At 67.0% G+C, this 14,092-nt stretch carries 16 protein-coding genes; 12 read left to right on the top strand and 4 right to left on the bottom strand.

What is annotated here, in order from left to right:
• Positions 1-59 precede the first annotated feature (59 nt).
• Entirely contained in the window at positions 60-698 is a 639-nt protein-coding gene (locus ABIR17_RS12510) for a lysophospholipid acyltransferase family protein (RefSeq protein WP_348004727.1), read from the top strand.
• Here ABIR17_RS12510 and ABIR17_RS12515 read toward each other — a convergent pair.
• Positions 674-1,501, bottom strand: coding sequence for an EI24 domain-containing protein (locus ABIR17_RS12515; RefSeq protein WP_348004728.1), 828 nt, complete (start codon positions 1,499-1,501; stop codon positions 674-676). The genes ABIR17_RS12510 and ABIR17_RS12515 overlap by 25 nt on opposite strands.
• A gap of 51 nt (positions 1,502-1,552) precedes the next feature.
• Between ABIR17_RS12515 and ABIR17_RS12520 the strand changes: the two genes are divergently transcribed.
• Entirely contained in the window at positions 1,553-2,602 is a 1,050-nt protein-coding gene (locus tag ABIR17_RS12520) for an NAD(P)H-dependent glycerol-3-phosphate dehydrogenase (RefSeq protein ID WP_348004729.1), read from the top strand.
• On the top strand, positions 2,595-3,716 hold the full coding sequence (locus tag ABIR17_RS12525; RefSeq protein ID WP_348004730.1) for a D-alanine--D-alanine ligase family protein: 1,122 nt from the start codon (positions 2,595-2,597) through the stop codon (positions 3,714-3,716). Before ABIR17_RS12520 ends, ABIR17_RS12525 begins: the two co-directional genes overlap by 8 nt.
• Positions 3,717-3,725: 9 nt before the next feature.
• On the opposite strand, the gene ABIR17_RS12530 is transcribed toward ABIR17_RS12525, so the two are convergent.
• Positions 3,726-4,277 carry a DUF3515 family protein gene (locus ABIR17_RS12530; RefSeq protein ID WP_348004731.1) on the bottom strand — a complete coding sequence of 184 codons (552 nt, stop codon included), beginning with the start codon at positions 4,275-4,277 and terminating at the stop codon, positions 3,726-3,728.
• A gap of 45 nt (positions 4,278-4,322) precedes the next feature.
• Between ABIR17_RS12530 and thiL the strand changes: the two genes are divergently transcribed.
• Positions 4,323-5,285 carry a thiamine-phosphate kinase gene (gene thiL / locus ABIR17_RS12535; protein ID WP_348004732.1) on the top strand — a complete coding sequence of 321 codons (963 nt, stop codon included), beginning with the start codon at positions 4,323-4,325 and terminating at the stop codon, positions 5,283-5,285.
• Here thiL and rsmD read toward each other — a convergent pair.
• The gene (gene rsmD / locus ABIR17_RS12540) at positions 5,258-5,833 is read right to left on the bottom strand and encodes a 16S rRNA (guanine(966)-N(2))-methyltransferase RsmD (protein WP_348004733.1); all 576 of its coding nucleotides are present in this window, start codon (positions 5,831-5,833) and stop codon (positions 5,258-5,260) included. The two genes, thiL and rsmD, sit on opposite strands and share 28 nt — an antisense overlap.
• A gap of 66 nt (positions 5,834-5,899) precedes the next feature.
• Here rsmD and ABIR17_RS12545 point away from each other — a divergent pair, with 66 nt between their 5' ends.
• From ABIR17_RS12545 to ABIR17_RS12570, 6 genes are all read left to right on the top strand, one after another.
• On the top strand, positions 5,900-6,934 hold the full coding sequence (locus ABIR17_RS12545) for a magnesium and cobalt transport protein CorA (RefSeq protein ID WP_348004734.1): 1,035 nt from the start codon (positions 5,900-5,902) through the stop codon (positions 6,932-6,934).
• Between the two features lie 13 nt (positions 6,935-6,947).
• Positions 6,948-9,107 (top strand): ATP-dependent DNA helicase RecG, encoded by a 2,160-nt coding sequence (locus ABIR17_RS12550; protein WP_348004808.1) that lies wholly within the window; start codon positions 6,948-6,950, stop codon positions 9,105-9,107.
• A 57-nt stretch (positions 9,108-9,164) separates the two neighbouring features.
• Entirely contained in the window at positions 9,165-9,653 is a 489-nt protein-coding gene (coaD, locus tag ABIR17_RS12555; RefSeq protein ID WP_348004735.1) for a pantetheine-phosphate adenylyltransferase, read from the top strand.
• Positions 9,654-9,834: 181 nt separating this feature from the next.
• Positions 9,835-10,500, top strand: a complete 666-nt coding sequence (locus ABIR17_RS12560) for a hypothetical protein (protein WP_348004736.1) — start codon at positions 9,835-9,837, stop codon at positions 10,498-10,500.
• Between the two features lie 10 nt (positions 10,501-10,510).
• Positions 10,511-11,101, top strand: coding sequence for an ATP/GTP-binding protein (locus tag ABIR17_RS12565; protein ID WP_348004737.1), 591 nt, complete (start codon positions 10,511-10,513; stop codon positions 11,099-11,101).
• Between the two features lie 28 nt (positions 11,102-11,129).
• On the top strand, positions 11,130-11,855 hold the full coding sequence (locus ABIR17_RS12570; protein WP_348004738.1) for a VOC family protein: 726 nt from the start codon (positions 11,130-11,132) through the stop codon (positions 11,853-11,855).
• Here ABIR17_RS12570 and ABIR17_RS12575 read toward each other — a convergent pair.
• Positions 11,848-12,228 (bottom strand): VOC family protein, encoded by a 381-nt coding sequence (locus ABIR17_RS12575; RefSeq protein WP_348004739.1) that lies wholly within the window; start codon positions 12,226-12,228, stop codon positions 11,848-11,850. The two genes, ABIR17_RS12570 and ABIR17_RS12575, sit on opposite strands and share 8 nt — an antisense overlap.
• Positions 12,229-12,332: 104 nt before the next feature.
• Here ABIR17_RS12575 and ABIR17_RS12580 point away from each other — a divergent pair, with 104 nt between their 5' ends.
• Together ABIR17_RS12580 and ABIR17_RS12585 are read left to right on the top strand one after the other, a co-directional pair.
• Positions 12,333-13,325, top strand: coding sequence for a TIGR03557 family F420-dependent LLM class oxidoreductase (locus ABIR17_RS12580; protein ID WP_348004740.1), 993 nt, complete (start codon positions 12,333-12,335; stop codon positions 13,323-13,325).
• Positions 13,322-14,092: a coenzyme F420-0:L-glutamate ligase gene (locus ABIR17_RS12585; RefSeq protein ID WP_348004741.1), complete on the top strand. Its 771-nt coding sequence runs from the start codon at positions 13,322-13,324 to the stop codon at positions 14,090-14,092. The genes ABIR17_RS12580 and ABIR17_RS12585 overlap by 4 nt, the downstream gene beginning before the upstream one ends.

Raw genomic sequence — 14,092 nt, forward strand, 5'->3', positions numbered from 1 at the left:
GGTGGTACATCCTCGCCGCGATTGCGACGGCCATCTGCGAGTTTCCCGGCCGCTACCGGATGCGCGGGCTCGACAACATCCCGAAGACTGGCGCGTTCGTTCTGGCGCCCAACCACATCTCGAATTTTGACCCGCTGACAACCGCGTATCTGGTCTGGCGGGCCGGCCGAGTACCGCGGTTCCTCGCAAAGGCGAGCCTGTTCCGAGTTCCGGTTTTCGGATGGCTCCTGCGCTTCACCGGGCAGATTCCGGTCGAACGTGCCGGAGGCGGAGCCGACCCGCTCGCGGCCGCAAGTGGGCTCATCGGGAATGACCTCGCGGTGGTGGTCTACCCGGAGGGCACCTTCACGCGGGATCCCGACGGATGGCCGATGCGCGGCAAGCAGGGCGCCGTGCGGCTGGCGATGACGCACGGCATCCCGCTCATTCCGGTGGCGCACTGGGGGGTGCAGAAGATTTTGCCGACCTACAGCGGCGGTTTGAGTCTGGTCCCGCGGAAGAAGGTCGAGATGCTGGTTGGCGACCCGATCGATCTCTCGCCGTGGGCCGGTCGCACCGACAACGAGGCCTACAAGCAGGCGACCCTCGCCCTGATGGATGCCATCGCGGCGCTAGTAGGAGAGCTACGCGGTGAGAAACCCCCGCCGCATCGATGGAACCCGGCCGCACACGGTCAGTCGGAGTTCGGCCGACTCTGAATCGGGCGGATCTCACGCTCGCCCATCGCGTGCTTGGCCAGAATTGTCGCTCCGGCGACGGCCGCGGGCATGACGACGATCGCGCCGAGCGGTACCAGGAAGCAGAGGTGCACGGCGACGCCGAAGCCGAGTACCCGCGGGCTGCGCGTGCGCAACAGGTCGCGGCGCTGAACCCGGGTGAGACCGCGGGCCTCGAGGGGTCGGGTGGTGAGCTCGATCGCGACCAGTCGTCCCGACAGGAAAAGGCCCAGCACCACCGACGCGATCGTGCCCACCACCGGGATGAGTCCGATCACCGCGAGCAGGATGCCGGTGAGGATTGCGCGCACGCTCAGGCTGACGGCATCCAAGTTTGAGCGCCAGAAGCCGGGCTCGTGCGAGGGGACGAACTCGCCGTACTCCTGTTCGACCGCCCGCCAGATTTTCTCGTAGAACCAGTCGCCGACGAACAGCGTCAGCCCGGTGAAGGTGAACGCAAACAGGAGCACCAGCCCGATGATCATCGCGAGGCCCAGCAGGATGCGGAACAGGGTGCGCGGGCTCTCGCTCCATCCGTCGGCAAACGGGGTGAGGAACGCGGCGACCGCCATCAGGTTTGCCGCGAGAAACACCAGCAGCGCGAGCAGCACCGCGAACACCAGGGCGGCCGGGATCAGGCCGAGCCACATCACACGCGGCGCGCGACGCCACAGCGCGAAACCCCGGGCGAGGGTGGCGAACCCGAGCGCGAACTCGGCCCCGGCACGTGGCGGTCGTCCCGACGGCGCGGGCACGGGACTTGCCGACGGTGAGCGTGAAGACACGGAGCAAGGCTATGTGGATGCCGTCCTCAGGGGATGCAGGAGAATGGGCGAGTGCCGACCGACGCCCCGCTCGACCCCGCAGCCGGGCCCCCGCGCCACGGCGCCCGGGTTGCGGTCCTGGGCGCCGGATCGTGGGGCACGACGTTTGCCAAAGTGCTCGCCGACGGTGGCGCGCAGGTTTCGATCTGGGCGAGGCGACCTGAGATCGCCCGCGAGATCGTCGAGTCGCACCGCAACACGGCGTACCTCCCGGGTATCAACCTCCCGCGCCAGATCTCGTCGTCGTCGGAACTTGCCGACGTGCTCGACGGGGTCGAGCAGCTCTACATCTCCGTTCCGTCGCAGTCGTTGCGGGAGAATCTGCGCCTGATCCGCGACCTGGTGCCGGCCGACATCCCGATCGTCTCCCTGATGAAGGGCGTCGAACGCGACACCCGGATGCGCATGAGTGAGGTGATCGAGCAGGAGCTCGAGATCGACTCCGGACGTATCGCTGTCGTGTCGGGTCCGAACCTCGCGCTCGAGATCGCGAAGGAACAACCCACCGCGGCGGTCGTGTCGTCGCGCAGCTTGGCCACGGCATCCGATGTCGCGGTCGTGTCGACCAACCGCTACTTCCGTTCGTTCGTGAACACGGATGTCGTGGGCACCGAATTCGGCGGGGTGCTGAAGAACCTGATCGCGGTCGCGATCGGCATCGTCGACGGGGTGGGCTACGGCGAGAACACCAAGGCGTCGATCATCACGCGCGGGTTGGTCGAGATGACCGACTTTGCCGTCGCTTACGGCGGCCTGACCGAAACCATGAGCGGGCTGGCTGGCCTGGGCGACCTCATCGCGACCTGCGAGTCGCCGCTGTCGCGCAACAACACGGCCGGGCGACTGCTCGGGCAGGGGTACGACTACGCCGAGGTCATCGCACAGATGAACCAGACCGCCGAGGGGATCGCGTCGGTCGCGCCCGTGCTGGAACTCGCGGCCGCTGTCGGCGTCGAGATGCCGATCTGCAGCCAGGTCGCCGAAGTTCTCGCGGGTACCCTCGCCCCGAAAGATCTCGCCCCACACCTCACGACCGACACGAAGGAGCCGCAGGGTGAGTGATTCCCCGACCACGACCGGCAAGATCCGCGTGGCGCTGTTCTTCGGCGGCCGTTCGAGCGAGCACGGCATCTCGTGTGCGACCGCCGGGGGAGTTCTTGGTGCGATCGATCGCGAGCGGTACGAGGTCATCCCGATCGGTATTACTCCCGACGGGGTCCTGACGCTTCAGCCGGATGACGCCACCGGGCTGACCCTCGCCGCCGAGTTGCCGACAGTTCACGACAACGGCACCCGCGTCTTTCTGCCCGAGTCGGCCGCGACCCGCGAGTTCACGGTGCGGCTCGCCGACGGCAGCTACCAGTCATTGGGTGAGGTGGATGTCGCCTTCCCCATCTTGCACGGACCGTTTGGGGAAGACGGCAGCATCCAGGGTCTCTTCGAACTCGTCGGCCTGCCCTACGTCGGCAACGGTGTGCTCGCCTCCGCCCTCGGCATGGACAAGCACTTCACCAAGACGGTGCTCGCCGGCGCGGGCATCGCGGTTGCCCCGTGGGTCACGGTGACGCGGGCACGGCTCGCTCAGGATGTCGGACGCGCGGCCCCGATCTGGCGCCGCCGGATGGAGGCACTCGGGCTGCCGGTGTTCGTGAAACCGGCCCGCGCCGGCTCGAGCGTCGGAGTGACGAAGGTGAAGTCCTGGGACGATCTGGATGCCGCGCTCGACTTCGCCTTTGCGGAAGACCACACGGTGCTCGTCGAACAAGCGATCGTCGGACGCGAGGTTGAGTGCGCCGTTCTTCAGGGTCGGGATGCCGAGCCCCCGCGCGTGAGTGTGGCCGGCGAGATCGTGCTCACCACCCGAGAGTTCTACGACTTCGATGCGAAATACCACGGTGCCTCAGGAGTGGAACTGGTCTGTCCGGCGGACCTTGGCGAGAGCGAACTGGCCGAGATGCAGCGCATCGCCGCGCACGCGTTCGAGGCGATCGGTGGAGCGGGGCTGGCCCGCGTCGACTTCTTCTTCACCGGCGAGGGCTTCGTGCTGAACGAGATCAACACGATGCCCGGGTTCACGCCGATCTCCATGTTCCCGGCCTGCTGGCAAGCGTCGGGAGTGACCTATCCCGAGCTGATCGACGAGTTGATCACACTCGGCCTCAGCACCGCCCGGTAACCGCAGCCTCTACGGCGTGGGTGTCGGTGTGGGGGTCGGGGTGCTGTCGCCTCCGACAATCCCGTTGACATCCGAACCGGAAACGGTGTCTTCCAACGAGGTGCATACCTTCCCGTTGGTCGGCAGGTTCGCGACGGCGAGGGCGACCTCGTCGAGCACGATGCCCGGTCCGATCGTCGAGGTGTCAACGACGACCCGCGCGGCAGGGTCGCGGCCGTAGCTGGTGAATGCAAGGTCGGTGGTGCCATCGTCGCGTGGCACTTCTTCGCGCAGCCACTGGATGCCGTTGACTTCGACGCACGGCAGGTCGGATGCCGCGGGCACCGGCACCCCACAGAACAGCAGGGCGATCGCCGGGTCACCCCAGGCTGCGGTGGCCTGAGCATTCGTCTGCCGCAACGCGTAGACATCCACCGTCTTCGGCATGTGCACGATCGCGTCGGCGCATCCGGGGTTGTTCGCGTCGGCGGCTGGTTCCAGGGTGAGGATTGGCGTGCAGCCCGCGAGCACCGCAAGCAGGGTCAGGGTCGCCAGGATGAGGAGGGGGCGTCGCGCAGTCATGGCGCCTTCAGGGTATCGGCGCGCAGCCACTGGTTAGCTGTGTGCATGGCGACCCTCGGCGAGCTCGGCGAAGCCGCCGTGCTGAGTCGGATCTTTCCCCGACTCCCGGCCGCCGCGACGACGCTGGTCGGCCCCGGGGATGACGCCGCGGTCCTGCGTGCTCCCGATGGTCGGTTCGTCGTCACGACAGACACGATGATCGAGGGGCCGGATTTTCGGATGGCCTGGTCGACGCCGCACGACCTCGGCTGGAAGGCCGCAGCCACGAACCTCGCCGACGTCGCGGCGATGGGGGCCGTGCCCACCGCTCTCGTCGTCGCCATTGCCGCGCCCCCGGAAACCGACATCTCTGTGCTCGAAGGCCTAGCCGACGGACTGCGGGGTGCGTGCGAGGCGATGGCACCCGGGTGCGGTGTCGTCGGGGGCGACCTGTCGTCATCCTCGGTGTTCACGATTGCGGTGACGGCGTTCGGTGACTTGCAGGGCCGTGCCCCGGTCTTGCGTTCGGGTGCGCGACCGGGCGACGTGCTGGCGGTTTCGGGGCCACTCGATCTGGCGGCTCGGGGCCTTGCGCTGCTGTTCGAGCGGGGCGTGGTGGACGGCATCCCGGATGCCGAACTTGCTGCCGCGCTGAGGGGTGAGTTTCCCGACGAGGTCGACGCTCAACTCGCCCCCACTCCACCCTTGGCCGACGGGCGAGCCGCTGCCCTCGCGGGAGCCACCGCGATGCTCGACGTGAGCGACGGTCTCGCGATCGACGCCCGTCGCATCGCGGATGCTTCCGGCGTGCAACTCGATCTCGACTCAGCCGCGGTGGGGTCGGCCGCCTCCCTGACCGGCGGCGAGGCGCACGCGCTGCTGGCGACGTTCCCCGCGGATGCGGCGTTGCCGAGCGGGTTTCGGGCGATCGGGCGGGTCGAGGCAGGCCGGGGGGTCACGGTCGACGGGCAGCCCTATGACGAGCGCGGCGGCTGGGACCCTTACTCCGACTGGGACGGCGACAGGTAGTAGACAGCAGTGTCGCCGTAGTCTTTGCGACGCTCGAGGGCGAGTCCATCCGGCCAGGCCGGGGCGGCATCCCGTGCTGATCTCTCGACCACGACCACGGCGTCGTCGCTCAGGCACCGCAGGAGCGCGGTGAGGTTGTGCACCAGTTCCGCTGCACCCAGCTCGTACGGCGGGTCGACGAAGACGACATCCCATCGCGCCCCAGCGCCGTCGAGAAAGGTCTGCACAGGCGCCGAGGACACGGTGATCTCGGGCACCGCCCCCGCGGGCGCGGCCTTGCGCACGAGGGCGGCGTTGGCACTCGTGACCCGGTGGGCGGCTTTCGCGTTGTCAACGAGCGTGACCTGGGCCGCACCGCGCGAGGCGGCTTCGAGTCCGACCGCGCCGGATCCGCAGTACAGGTCGAGCACCCGCGACCCAGGAAGGATGCCGCGGGCATCCAGCGCCGAGAAGATCGCCTCGCGCACCCGGTCACTCGTCGGTCGCGTACCGGTCGAGGGCACCGCGAGCCGGAGGGATCCAGCGAACCCCGCGATGATCCTGGTCATCAGATCACCATAGAACCCCGCCACGTCCTCCCCGGAAGCGCACGTTCCCCGGCCTACCATTCAGGCGTGGCGACGCGCGAACCCGGGGTGGTCAACAACGCCGTCTACGTCGACGGCGAGCGGTTCGCGACCCCGGCGACGCTGGCGGAAACCTTCGCGGTTCTCGCGAAGAAGCCCGGCGCGCTGGCGTGGATCGGGCTCTACCGTCCCGAGAGTTCACTCCTTGCCGAGCTCGCGCAAGAGTTCGGTCTGCACGAGTTGGCGATCGAGGATGCCGTGGTCGCCCACCAGCGCCCCAAACTCGAGCGGTACGGCGACACCATGTTCATGGTGCTGCGCGCCGCGAGTTACGACGACGACGACGAGCGGGTCGACTTCGGAGAACTGCACGTATTCGCCGGTGCCAACTTCGTGATCACGGTGCGGCACAGCGAAGGCCCCGACCTGTCGCTCGTGCGGCGAAACATGGAGTCGACTCCCGACTCCCTCCACGGCGGTACGGAGGCGGTTCTCTACGCGATCCTGGATGCCGTGGTCGACGGCTACAAACCGGTCATCGAGGGTCTCTCGAACGACATCGATGAGATCGAAACCCAGGTCTTTGACGGCGACCCGCGCGTGTCGAGGCGCATCTACGAACTCAATCGCGAAGTGATCGAGTTTCAGCGCGCTGTGGTTCCGCTCGGCGCGATTCTGGAGCAGTTCGCGAAGGGTTTCGCCGACGGACATGTCGACGACCACCTTGAGCCGGTGCTGCGCGACATCGCTGATCACATCACCCAGGCGACGGAAAAGATCGAGGAATTCCGAGTGCTGCTGCGCGACATCCTCGCTGTGAACACCTCGCTCGTCGGGCAACGCCAGAACGACGAGGCGCAGCGGCTGTCGGAGGCCAGCAACAGTCAGGCCGACCAGACGCGTCGCATTTCGGGCTGGGCCGCCATCCTGTTCGCCCCGTCGCTGATCGGGTCGATCTACGGGATGAACTTCGACAACATCCCGGAGCTTCATTTTCAGTGGGGGTACTTCGGCGCGCTCGGCCTGATGGCGGCGTCGAGTCTCGTGCTCTACATCGTCTTCAAGCGCAAGGGTTGGCTGTAGTAGCTACCCTCGGATCGTGACCGGTCCGCTCGACACCCGCCTGCTGACGGCGCTCGGTGCCCGGGTCGCGCCCCAGTTTCAGAAGGCGTTCGGGTTCGAAACCGTCGGCGATCTGCTGTCTCACTACCCGCGCCGGTATGCGGTGCGGGGAGAACTGACCCCCCTGGATGAACTCAGGATCGGCGACTCGGTTGTCGTTGTGGCGGAGGTGCGCAGCATCTCGACGCGCGAGATGCGTCAGCGCAAGGGCAAGCTCATCGAGGTCGTCATCACTGACGGCACCGGCACGCTGCAACTGACCTTCTTCAGCCCGCGTGCCGCATACGCCCTGAAGCCCGGGATGCGAGCCATCTTCGCCGGCAAGGTCGGCGCCTACAACGGCGTACGGCAGCTCGCGCATCCGGTGTACGAGCCGTTCCCCGACGAACTCGAAGCCGACTCCGACGCCGCCCGCGCGTGGGCACAGCGCCCGATGCCGATCTACGCCGCGACCTCGGCTCTCGACGGGCAGAAGATTCGGGATGTCATCTCCGGAGTGCTCGACACCTTGCCGCCGCTCGACGACCCGGTGCCGCCGAGAGTGCGGGAGGAGCGCAAACTGCTCGGTTTTCGGGAGGCGCTGCAACTCATCCATGTGCCTGCGACCGAAGCGGATTGGCACGCGGCTCAGCAGACCCTGAAGTTTCACGAGGCACTCGTGCTGCAGACCAGCCTGTTGAAGCAACGTGCGGAGCGCCGCTCAGAGTCAGCCGCCGCCCGGTTGCCCGGAAAGGCGTTCGCCGAGTTCGAGACTCGACTCCCGTTCGTTCTGACTTCTGACCAGGTCACCGTCGGGGAGTCGATCGCGGCAGATCTGGCGTCGGGAATTCCGATGAACCGTCTCGTGCAGGGTGAGGTCGGGTCGGGCAAGACCCTGGTCGCTCTGCGGGCGATGCTCGCCGTAGCCGACTCGGGCGGGCAGTCGGCGTTTCTGGCGCCGACCGAGGTGCTCGCCGGGCAGCATCTGCGGTCGATCGTCGCGACCCTCGGCCCTGACCTGGCGGCTCGGCTGCGGCCGACCCTGATCACCGGACAACTGCCGATCGCCGACCGGCGGCGCGCTCTGCTCGCGAGCGCGTCGGGTGGGGCATCCATCGTCGTCGGCACCCACGCGTTGCTCGGGGATCAGGTGCAGTTCGCCGAACTCGGTCTGGTCGTTGTCGACGAGCAGCACCGCTTCGGTGTCGAGCAACGTGAGGCGCTGCGCTTGAAAGGCCGGGAGGGCGCCCCGCCGCACGTGCTCGTGCTGACGGCCACGCCCATCCCGCGCACTGTCGCCATGACGGTCTTCGGCGACCTCGACGTCTCGACCATCGCCGAGTTGCCCAAGGGTCGGCCGCCGATCGAGTCGCACGTCGTGGCGCTCGCCGAGCATCCCGGCTGGATCGGTCGCGTCTGGGAACGTCTGGCCGAAGAGCTGGAGAAGGGCCACCAAGGTTTCGTCGTCTGCCCGGCGATCGACGCGAAGACTGTCGAAGACGACACCACGACCCCGGATGGTGGCGACGAAGGGCTGCCGCCGCCGGCCGCCGTGATCGCGACGCTGGCTGAACTTCAGAGCCACCCGCGGCTCACGGGAAAGCGCATCGAGGCGCTACACGGGCGGATGTCGTCTGACGAGAAGGACTCGACGATGCGGGCGTTCGCCGCCGGTGAGATCGACGTGTTGGTTGCCACCACCGTGATCGAGGTCGGGGTCGACGTGCCGAACGCGTCGACGATGGTCGTGCTCGACGCCGACCGGTTCGGCATCGCCCAGTTGCACCAGTTGCGTGGTCGGGTCGGGCGAGGAACCGTGCCGGGGCTGTGCCTGTTCGTGACGCACGCCGAGCCCCTCTCGCTCGCACGCGAACGGGTGGATGTCGTGGCCGCCACCCTCGACGGCTTCGAACTCGCACAAGCTGACCTCGAACTGCGCCGCGAAGGCGATGTGCTGGGCGACTCCCAGTCGGGCGGACGCTCGTCGCTGAAACTCCTGAGGGTCACGCGGGATGCGAAAGTCATCGAGGAAGCGCGAGCGGTGGCGGAAAGCATCCTGGATGCCGATCCGACGCTGAAGGATCACCCGGCGCTCAAAGATGCGCTCGAGCGACGACTCGACGAGACGGAGCGCGCCTTCCTCGGCAAGAGTTGAGGCGTCGAGGGGCGCGGTCGCCGGTTACCGTTCACGTCGGTTCGCTAGGGTGAGCTCGTGAGCCGGATCGCTGTCGTCCCGGGGTCGTTCGATCCGGTGACTCTTGGGCACCTCGACGTGATCGAGCGTGCGGCCGGGCTCTTCGATGAACTGCATGTTCTGGTGGTGCACAACCCCGCGAAGACCGCTCTGTTGCCGATCGCGCAGCGGGTGTCGCTCATCCAAGAAGCGGTCATCGAGGCCGGTCTTCCCGCCAACATCGTCGTCACGTCCTGGTCGGTCGGGCTGCTGGTCGACTACTGCACCGACGTCGGCGCGAGCGTGCTGGTGAAGGGCATCCGGTCTCAGATCGACGTCGCTTACGAAACTCCGATGGCGATCGTGAACCGCAATCTGGCGAGGGTCGAGACGATCTTCCTGTTGCCCGACCCCGCTCACGCGCACGTGTCGAGTTCGCTGGTGCGGCAGGTGGCCTCTTTGGGTGGCGATGTCGCACCCTACGTTCCGCGGGTTGTAGCTGACTTCCTCCAGAAGTCGCGCGGCTAGCCGTGGTCGCTTGGGCCTTCGCGCACAGTCGCCCCTCGTTTGTGGGGACGACTTTCGGGGTTACCAGGCCTAAAGTCGGAACACGAGTTCGGGGTGACTCGCTCCGGTCAAAGGATCGGGAACCGCGACGACGGGGAGCTGGCACCATGCACGATCCGATGAGCGACGCCTCGAGGATCTGATGTCCAATTCGACCCGCCTGGTCACTGACGATCAGGCAGACGCACAACCCCCGGTGGTCCGACAGCAACCGCTGCCGAGCACTGCAGGCTGGGCGAGCGCTGCCGTTGCGATTCACTCGGTGCGACGCATCCCGACACCTGTTCTCTTGCGACTGGATGTCGTGGGCCACGGTTCGCTCTCGATCGACTTTCGCCACCACGCCTACGCGTGGGATGTGCCGCTCGATCACTTTCCCGAGGCTCCCGCGGCCGTGCTGGTCGAAACGCATCCGACCACCGAGGACGCACCGCCGCCGTTCGCGCTTCCAGGCCGCGACCTCGACGGTCTGCTCTGGCTGATCGGCCGACACGCTTTTATCGACGAGCCGGCATCCTGGCTGTGGGCCGATGACCGCTACCGCTTGACCCGGTGGCCGAATCTTGCCCAACTGCCGATCACCCTCGACGAGGTTCGGATGACGGCGATGCTCGGCAACGCCGACGCGACACCGGCCGAACTCGCTGCTGCGGGCGGCGTCACCGAGGCGGCGGCACAGCGTGTCGTGAACGCGTTTAGCCTGATGGGCATTCTGCGTGCGTCGGCAGTTGCGCCGGCACCGGTCGCCGAACCGCAGGTACAGGTCAGCGGACTGTTTGCCCGCCTGAAGGCCCGACTGGGTCTGTGAGGACCGGGCAATGAGCGAACACGTCATCCTGTTCGCCGGCCCGATGGGCGCCGGCAAGACGACTGCTATTCAGACTCTGAGCGAGACCAAGGTCATCGCGACCGAGGCGACGAACAACGATCGTGAAACCGCCGACAAGCCGACGACGACAGTCGCACTCGACTACGGCACGATCCTGCTGGGTGGGGATGGCGACACTGAAGACGAACTCGTCAGGCTCTACGGCATCCCCGGGCAGCGGCGTTTCTCCTTCATGTGGAGCATCCTGAAGCGCCGAGCCACCGGCATGGTGCTTCTCGTGCACAACGACGCCCCGAAGCCGTTCGACGCGATGCTCGAGTTTCTCGACGAGTTCGGCGACCTGTACGACAAGGGGGGGATCGTCGTGGGAATCACCCGCGCCGACGTCTCCAACCGCCCGCTGGTTCCCGACTACTCCGAGGTCATCGCCTCCGTCTACCCGAACCGTCTCATCCCGGTCTTCGCGGTCGACCCGCGCAACGCAGACAGCGTGCGGATGGCGCTGATGACCCTCATCGCGAACATCGAGATGCGGGCGATGTTCCGCAGCATCGCGTCGGGCGCCCAGGCGGCGGTCTGACGTCAGGCGCTACGGGTAGCGTCAGCGCATGCCGACTCCTCAAGAGCGCCCTGCGGCCATTAGTGCGAAGCAGTTTCACGACGCGGTCGGATACGACGACTGGCGTGTCATCGGAAGTTCGGCGATGACCGTCTACCGCACGACATCCTTCTCGCAGGCGGTCGGGTTCGCGGTGCTGATTGCGGATGCCGCCGCGCCGCTCGACCATCATCCCGATCTCGATATTCGGCCGACGTCGGTGACCGTGAAGCTGACCACGCACTCCGAACGGTCGCTCACCGAGAACGATGTCACCCTCGCGCATGCGATTACTGAGGCGGCGAAGTTTCTCGAGATCCCGGCCGACCCGTCACTCGCCCAGTCGATGATGATCGCGGTGGATGTGGTGGATCCGGATGCCGTCATGCCCTTCTGGCAGGCGGTGCTGGGTTACACCGACCGCGGCGGCGGAGTATTCGTCGACCCCCGCCGCAGGTTGCCGCTGATCTGGTTCGACCATGTCGACCAGCACCGACCGCCGCGCAACCGGTTTCACCTCGACATTCAGGTGCCGCCGGATGTCGCGGAGGCTCGCGTCGCCGCAGCGCTTGAGGCTGGCGGTCGAATGCTGGGCGACAAGTACGCGCCCGCCTGGTGGTCGCTCATCGACGCCGAGGGAAACGTCGCCGATATTGCGACCTGGGAAGGTCGCGACCAGTGGGATGAGGACGCCGAAGAGCAGGACTCGGCCGACGAGGATCCAGCCGTTAGCTGACCGGTCCCGAAAGTTCCCAGGCGTGGCCTGACGGGTCGAGAAACGACGCCGTGCGAATGCCCCACGGCCGATTCATCGGGCCGTTGAGAATCGGGATGCCTGCATCTTTCAGTTCGGCGACACGGGTGTCGACGTCCTCGACGTCGATCGTCATCAGGGCCCGCACCCCGGCGGTCGCGGTGCCAACCTGTGCCGGCGCCATCAGGTCGGGGGCCTCGGTGACCTGCAGCAGGTTCACGATCGTCTCGCCGACCTTGAAGGCGGCCGCCACGTCGTCGCCGAAGTACTCGGGGGGCGAGAAGACCCGGTCATACCAGTCGCGCGCGACGGCGAGGTCTTCGACGAACAGAGTGATGGCTGAGATCCCGGTCATGTCGAGCACGCTACGCGCGTTCAGGCGGTGCAATCGGTCCACCTCAGCGGCTCGGGTGGACCATTTTCGACGCCGGAACGCGCAGCGAGGGCCAAACTGTACCTATGAGAGCAGTCGTCGGATACGCCGCGATGCTCGAGCAATTCGCACCAAACGCGATCCTCGCCATCGCGAAGACCGCCGAACTCCACGGGTTCCAGGGCGTGATGGCCGCCGATCACTTCCAACCGTGGACGCCGCAGCAGGGGCAGGCATCCTTCGTCTGGAATGTTCTCTCCGCCCTCGGTCAGACCACGAAGGGCGATCTCGGTACCGGGGTCAGCACGCCGACGTTCCGCTTTCATCCCGCAGTCGTGGCCCAGGCCAGCGCGACGCTTGAGGCGATGTATCCCGGCAGGCACTGGCTCGGGTTGGGCAGCGGTGAGGCGCTCAACGAACACGTGGTCGGGCAGTACTGGCCGGATGCCCCGGAGCGCATCGACCGCATGTTCGAGGCCATCGACATCATCAAGAAGCTGTTCACGAGTGGCCTGACCGACAAAGACGTGCGACACGAGGGCAAGTACTACCGCCTCGAGTCGACCCGGCTGTGGACGATGCCCGAACACGCGCCGCCGATCCTGGTCGCCGCGTCGGGACCGGTCACCGCGAAGCGAGCGGGCCGCACGGTCGACGGCATCATCACCGAGGCCGGTGCGCCCGAGAAGGTCGCCACCCTCTTCCAGCGGTTCGACGAAGGACGTCGGGAGGCGGGTCACCGGGGCGGCACCAAGATCATGCGCGTGCACGTGAGTTGGGCGCCGACGGATGAGGAGGCGATGGCGAACGCGCTGGCCGAGTGGCCGAATCTCGGGCTGCGATTTGGGAAGGCCGACATTCGCGATCCCTACGAGATCGAACAGATGGCGCGGATGGTGCGTCCCGAACATTTCGAGGGGCGCTTGGTCATCTCGGCCGACCCCGACATCCATCGTGCTTATCTGCAATCGTTCTTCGACCTCGGGGTCGACCGCCTCTACCTGCACAACGTCGGCCGCAATCAGGCTGAGTTTCTCGACGTCTTCGGTCGCGACGTGCTGCCGAAACTCACGCGATGACCGGGGCCGCGCTCACCGTCTGGGCGATCGAGGGGTTGCCCGAGTTTCACCCCGGTGACGATCTCGCCCAGCTGCTGGGTGACGCCCTTCACGGGCAGGTTCAGGATGGCGACATCCTGGCGGTGACCAGCAAAATCGTGAGCAAGGCCGAGGGTCGCATCATCCACGCCACCGATCGCGAAGAGGCGATCACCGCCGAGACCGTGCGCGTTGTCGCCACCCGCGGAAGCACCCGCATCGTGCAGAACGAGTGGGGTCAGGTGATGGCCGCCGCCGGCGTCGACGCGAGTAACGCGCCCGACGGGGTGGTGCTGTTGCTGCCCAAGAATCCCGACGAGTCGGCTCGCGTACTGTGCGTCGCCCTGCGGGAGCGTTTCGGCATCCGCATCGGCGTTCTGATCACCGACACCTTCGGGCGCCCCTGGCGCGAAGGGCAGACCGACGTCGCGATCGGCGCGGCCGGACTGCGGGTCGTCGATGACCTTCGCGGGACGATGGATGCCGAAGGCCGCGAACTTCACGTCACGGTGGCCGCAGTGGGCGACGAGATCGCCGCTGCGGCCGACCTCGTGAAGGGGAAGGCGAACGGAACGCCGGTCGCCGTGGTGCGCGGGCTTGCCCGCTACGTCACCGACGGGATCGACCAGGTCGGAGCTCAAGCGCTCGTGCGCTCAGCCGACACCGACATGTTCAGCCGAGGTACCACCGAAGCCTGGGACGAGGGGTACCGCGCCGGCCTTGAAGCCGGCGGCGGCATCCACTCGTAA

The organism is Pseudolysinimonas sp. (assembly GCF_039912695.1).
Lineage (GTDB): Bacteria > Actinomycetota > Actinomycetes > Actinomycetales > Microbacteriaceae > Pseudolysinimonas_A.

Excerpts from the sequence above, each read along its gene's own strand:
- ABIR17_RS12510 (WP_348004727.1), top strand. The coding sequence starts at position 60 with ATGCGCGGGCTCGACAACATCCCGAAGACTGGCGCGTTCGTTCTGGCG.
- ABIR17_RS12530 (WP_348004731.1), bottom strand. The coding sequence starts at position 4,277 with ATGACTGCGCGACGCCCCCTCCTCATCCTGGCGACCCTGACCCTGCTT.
- thiL (WP_348004732.1), top strand. The coding sequence starts at position 4,323 with ATGGCGACCCTCGGCGAGCTCGGCGAAGCCGCCGTGCTGAGTCGGATC.
- rsmD (WP_348004733.1), bottom strand. The coding sequence starts at position 5,833 with ATGACCAGGATCATCGCGGGGTTCGCTGGATCCCTCCGGCTCGCGGTG.
- ABIR17_RS12560 (WP_348004736.1), top strand. The coding sequence starts at position 9,835 with ATGTCCAATTCGACCCGCCTGGTCACTGACGATCAGGCAGACGCACAA.
- ABIR17_RS12565 (WP_348004737.1), top strand. The coding sequence starts at position 10,511 with ATGAGCGAACACGTCATCCTGTTCGCCGGCCCGATGGGCGCCGGCAAG.
- ABIR17_RS12570 (WP_348004738.1), top strand. The coding sequence starts at position 11,130 with ATGCCGACTCCTCAAGAGCGCCCTGCGGCCATTAGTGCGAAGCAGTTT.
- ABIR17_RS12575 (WP_348004739.1), bottom strand. The coding sequence starts at position 12,228 with ATGACCGGGATCTCAGCCATCACTCTGTTCGTCGAAGACCTCGCCGTC.
- ABIR17_RS12580 (WP_348004740.1), top strand. The coding sequence starts at position 12,333 with ATGAGAGCAGTCGTCGGATACGCCGCGATGCTCGAGCAATTCGCACCA.
- ABIR17_RS12585 (WP_348004741.1), top strand. The coding sequence starts at position 13,322 with ATGACCGGGGCCGCGCTCACCGTCTGGGCGATCGAGGGGTTGCCCGAG.